This window comes from Rhizobacter sp. P1_G5, from assembly GCF_056405435.1.
This window is the reverse complement of record NZ_JBFUCB010000558.1, coordinates 1-4,080: the sequence shown is the minus strand read 5'-3', so window position 1 is coordinate 4,080 and position 4,080 is coordinate 1. Positions and strand designations below refer to the sequence as shown.

Annotated in this window: 7 protein-coding genes; 6 read left to right on the top strand and 1 reads right to left on the bottom strand. The window is 71.2% G+C overall.

From position 1 onward, the window contains the following. From AC1D12_RS26855 to tolA, 6 genes are all read left to right on the top strand, one after another. Positions 1-450 (top strand): PEGA domain-containing protein (locus tag AC1D12_RS26855; RefSeq protein WP_477844059.1); only part of this gene is annotated, 450 nt, incomplete at its 5' end. Next, positions 447-833, top strand: coding sequence for a TssQ family T6SS-associated lipoprotein (locus AC1D12_RS26850; RefSeq protein ID WP_047504623.1), 387 nt, complete (start codon positions 447-449; stop codon positions 831-833). The genes AC1D12_RS26855 and AC1D12_RS26850, both read left to right, overlap by 4 nt. A 58-nt stretch (positions 834-891) precedes the next feature. Continuing rightward, on the top strand, positions 892-1,302 hold the full coding sequence (ybgC, locus tag AC1D12_RS26845) for a tol-pal system-associated acyl-CoA thioesterase (RefSeq protein ID WP_047504625.1): 411 nt from the start codon (positions 892-894) through the stop codon (positions 1,300-1,302). Then, a complete protein-coding gene (gene tolQ / locus AC1D12_RS26840) occupies positions 1,299-2,018 on the top strand; it encodes a protein TolQ (protein WP_477844057.1) in 720 nt (239 codons plus the stop codon). Before ybgC ends, tolQ begins: the two co-directional genes overlap by 4 nt. Then, complete coding sequence (locus tag AC1D12_RS26835; RefSeq protein WP_477844055.1) at positions 2,018-2,443, top strand: ExbD/TolR family protein; 426 nt, start codon at positions 2,018-2,020, stop codon at positions 2,441-2,443. The genes tolQ and AC1D12_RS26835 overlap by 1 nt, the downstream gene beginning before the upstream one ends. Further along, complete coding sequence (gene tolA, locus AC1D12_RS26830; RefSeq protein WP_047504639.1) at positions 2,443-3,285, top strand: cell envelope integrity protein TolA; 843 nt, start codon at positions 2,443-2,445, stop codon at positions 3,283-3,285. Before AC1D12_RS26835 ends, tolA begins: the two co-directional genes overlap by 1 nt. Here tolA and AC1D12_RS26825 read toward each other — a convergent pair. Continuing rightward, the coding region (locus AC1D12_RS26825) for an FAD-dependent oxidoreductase (protein WP_477844053.1) at positions 3,247-4,080 on the bottom strand (834 nt) is incomplete at its 5' end. The two genes, tolA and AC1D12_RS26825, sit on opposite strands and share 39 nt — an antisense overlap.

Sequence of the window (4,080 nt, the reverse complement as noted above, 5' to 3'; positions counted from 1 at the left end):
AGCGCAGCCGATCCCGCCGGCTCCGCGCCCGCAGCCGCCGCCGGCGCCTCGGCGCCTGTGAACATCGCCGCGGCCGTCCTGCCGGCGGCCGTGGCCGCCGCACCCGAGCCGGTGCTGGCAGCCGCCTCGGGCAACGACGCCCCCCGCAAGGCACCGGTGCCGCCGAAGGAAACCCTGAAGGAACGCCGTGCCCGCGAGGCCCGTGAACGCGCTGCCGCGGCGGCGCCGGTCGTCGTCGCCACCGGCGTCGTGCGGCTGGCCATCAGCCCCTGGGGCCAGGTCGAGGTCGACGGCAGGTCGGTCGGCACCGCGCCGCCGCTGAACGAGCTGACGCTGTCCGAGGGCCRCCATGTCGTGACGATTCGCAACGACGACTTTCCGCCTTACAGTTCGACGGTCAATGTCGTGCCGGGCCAACCGGTCAACCTCAAATACCGATTCGGATCATGAGACTGTTTCCCGTTGTCCTGTTGGCCTCGGCGTTGCTTGCCACCGGCTGCGCGCTGACCCCGCCCCCGCCGGTCGGCCTGCTCGACGTCACCTCGCGGCCCGCCGAACGGGCGCTGCAGGCCGGCATCCGCGCCTATGAAGACGGCCAGTACCCCGAGGCCGAGAAGCAGCTGAACCTGGCGCTGTCGACCGGGCTGGTGTCGCCGCGCGACCGCGCCGCGGCCCACAAGCAGCTCGCGTTCATCTACTGCACCAGCAGCCGCACCAGCGACTGCGAGGCGGCGTTCCGCGCCGCGCGTCACGCGGATCCGGCCTTCGCGCTGAACAAGTCGGAACAAGGTCACCCCGTCTGGGGGCCGGTCTACAAGCGCGTGCAGCCATAATCGGCGCCGCATGGCGCGACCCGCGCCGTGCAGCCCCGCGGCCTGCTGTTCGCGCCCCATGACGTCCACCGAAGCTCCCGCCTTCCTCCATCCGCTGCGCATCTACTGGGAAGACACCGACGCCGGCGGCGTGGTGTTCTACGCCAACTACCTGAAGTTCTTCGAGCGCGCGCGCACCGAGTGGCTGCGCTCGCTCGGCTTCCACCAGGAGCGCATGCGCACCGAAGGCGGCGCGATGTTCGTCGTCGCCGACACCCGCGTGCGCTACCTGAGCCCGGCCCGGCTCGACGACCTGCTGGAGGTCAGCGTGCGTGTGGTCGAATCGGGGCGTGCGAGCATCCGGCTCGCACAGGCGGCCTGCCGCGGCGGGCAGACGCTGGCCGAGGGCGAGATCCGCATCGGCTGCGTGGACACCGGAACCTTCAAGCCGCGACGCATTCCCAACGACATCCTCGACGCCATCGCATGAACCAAGACTTTTCCATCATCAGCCTCGTCCTGCATGCCAGCTTCGTGGTTCAGCTCGTGATGGCCGGGCTGCTGCTCGTGTCGCTCGGCAGCTGGACGGTGATCTTCGGCAAGCTGTTCGGCCTGCGCCGCGTGCGCACGATGAACGATGACTTCGAGCGCGAGTTCTGGGCCGGCAAGAACCTGAACGACCTGTTCAGCGCCGCCTCGCAGAAGGCGCACAGTGCACCGCTGGAGCGCATCTTCGCGTCGGGCATGCGCGAGTTCATGAAGCTGCGCGAGCGCCGCGTGGTCGACGGCGGCGCGCTGCTCGACGGTTCGCGCCGCGCGATGCGCGCGAGCTTCCAGCGCGAGCTCGACGCGGTCGAATCGAACCTGTCCTTCCTCGCCTCGGTCGGTTCGGTGTCGCCGTACGTCGGGCTGTTCGRCACGGTGTGGGGGATCATGCACGCCTTCGTCGGGCTGTCGAACCTGCAGCAGGTGACGCTCGCGACCGTCGCCCCCGGCATCGCCGAGGCGCTGGTGGCCACCGCGATCGGGCTGTTCGCCGCGATCCCGGCGGTGATCGCCTACAACCGCTTCGCACGCGACATCGACCGCATCGCGATCCAGCTGGAGACCTTCATCGAGGAGTTCTCCAACATCCTGCAACGCAACGCGACGCAGCCGCTGCCCACGGTCCCGGCAGGCGTGCCCGGCGCGGCAGGGGTGCGCTGATGCCCGCCGTCGCCGGCCGCGGCACGCGCCGCCGCACGATCTCCGAGATGAATATGGTGCCGTTCATCGACGTGATGCTGGTGCTGCTGATCATCTTCATGGTCAGCGCGCCGCTGATCACCACCGGCGTCGTCGACCTGCCGACCGTCGGCAGGAGCAAGCAGCAGCCGGAGCACGTGATCGAGRTCGTCGTCGGCAAGGACGAGAGCCTGAAGCTGCGCGTCGACGGCAAGGAGCCGTCCCCGCTGAAGCTCACGGCGCTCGCCGCCACCGTCAAGGAGGCGCAGGGCGGCAATGCGCAGTCGCCGGTCGTGATCTCGGCCGATCGCCAGGTCAAGTACGAGGCGGTGGTGCGCGTGATGGACACGCTGCAGCGCGCAGGCGTGCTGCGCGTCGGGCTGTCAGTGAAGAACGCCGGAACCTGATGAGCACCGGCTCCCTCCTGCACTTCCGCGAGCACGACGCGCTGCGGCCCGACAACGTCGACAGCGCCGGGGCCGGTTTCGTGTTCGCGGCCGGCGCGCACGTGCTGCTGATCACCGCGCTGGCCTTCGGCGTGAACTGGCAATCGAGCGAGCCGGTGGCGGCCTCGGCCGAGCTGTGGGCCGCGGTGCCGCAGGTGGCCGCGCCGCGCGCCGTCGAGCCGCCACCTGCACCGCCGCCGCCCGCGCCGAAACCCGCCCCCGAGCCGAAGGCCGAGACGCCTCCGCCGCCGCCCCGCCCTGCTCCCGATCCGCAGATCGCGATCGAGAAGGAGAAGGCCAAGCAGAAGGAGCTGAAGGCCCAGCAGGACAAGGAAGCCGAAGAGAAGAAGGCTCTGGAAGCGAAGCGCGTCGCCGATGCGAAGGCCGAAGCCGATCGCAAGAAGAAGGAGCTCGAGCGGCAGACCGCGCAGACTGAAGACCAGCGCAAGAAGCAGCTGGAGCGCATCCTCGGCCAGGCCGGCGCCACCGGCGCGGCCACCAGCACCGGCACCGCCGCGCACGACGCGGCGCCGTCGGCCAACTACCGCGGCAAGATCGTCGGCGCGATCAAGCCCAACATCCTGCTGATCTCGACGATCGACGGCAATCCGCAGGTGGAGGTCGAGGTGCGTACCGGCCCGGACGGCACCATCATCGCCCGGCGCGTCACGAAGGGCAGCGGCGTCAAGGAGTGGGACGAGACGGTGCTGCGCGCCATCGACCGCACCGCCACGCTGCCGCGCGACGAGAACGGCCGCGTGCCGTCACCGATGACCCTCGTTTTCCGGCCGCTCGACTTCTGAGGCCACCGGGGCCACGACCGAGGCCGGCAGCGGCGGCTTGCCGGGCCGCGTGCCGGCAGCGCGCTCGCGCCGCCTCAGCAGCCAGGCCACGAAGCGGCCCTCGAACGACCAGGCGCCCCAGCTGACCAGCGCGTCGCCATCGCCGCAATCGACCCAGCGCAGCGCAGGCTGGGCCAGCTTCGCAGTGACCAGCGCCCCGCCGGCCACGAAGCGGCGCAGGTTGATGGCGAGCGTCGCGGGGTCGTCGCCGCCGCGGAACACCTCGGGATGCGAGGTGCTCTGCAAGGTCGGGCCGACGGCCGCACCGCCCTCGGGATCGAGCAGCAGCCCGCTGCCGTCCACCCACGACGGTGCGCGGCCCGGCAGCACCAGCAACGGCGCGTCGCAGACCAGGCGCATGCCGTCGCCGACCATCGCCTGCCGCCCGCCGAGGGCGACGCAGCGCTCCTCGAACAGCGTGACGTTGCGGCGCTTCAGGATGCGGTGCATGCGGACCTGCGCGGACGACGGGAAATCGGGCAGCGGCGGGCCGCCGTTGGTGACGAGCGCGACGCGCGCCCGCTTGCCCAGGCGCCGCTGCACCGCGAGCGACAGCTCGACGCCGGCGATGCCCGAACCGACGACCACGACGCTCAGCGTGCGCTGCTGCGCCAGCGCGAGCAGCGCATCCCACAGGAGCACGAACTGCTCGCCGGGCTGCATGAAGAGGGCATGCTCGCGGGCGCCGGCGATCGCGTCGCGGTCCATCACCGGCGCGGGGTCCAGGCTCAGCGCGTCGTAGTCGATGACCTGGCC

Coding starts and splice junctions, on each gene's coding strand:
- ybgC (WP_047504625.1), top strand. CDS start 892: ATGACGTCCACCGAAGCTCCCGCCTTCCTCCATCCGCTGCGCATCTAC.
- AC1D12_RS26850 (WP_047504623.1), top strand. CDS start 447: ATGAGACTGTTTCCCGTTGTCCTGTTGGCCTCGGCGTTGCTTGCCACC.
- tolA (WP_047504639.1), top strand. CDS start 2,443: ATGAGCACCGGCTCCCTCCTGCACTTCCGCGAGCACGACGCGCTGCGG.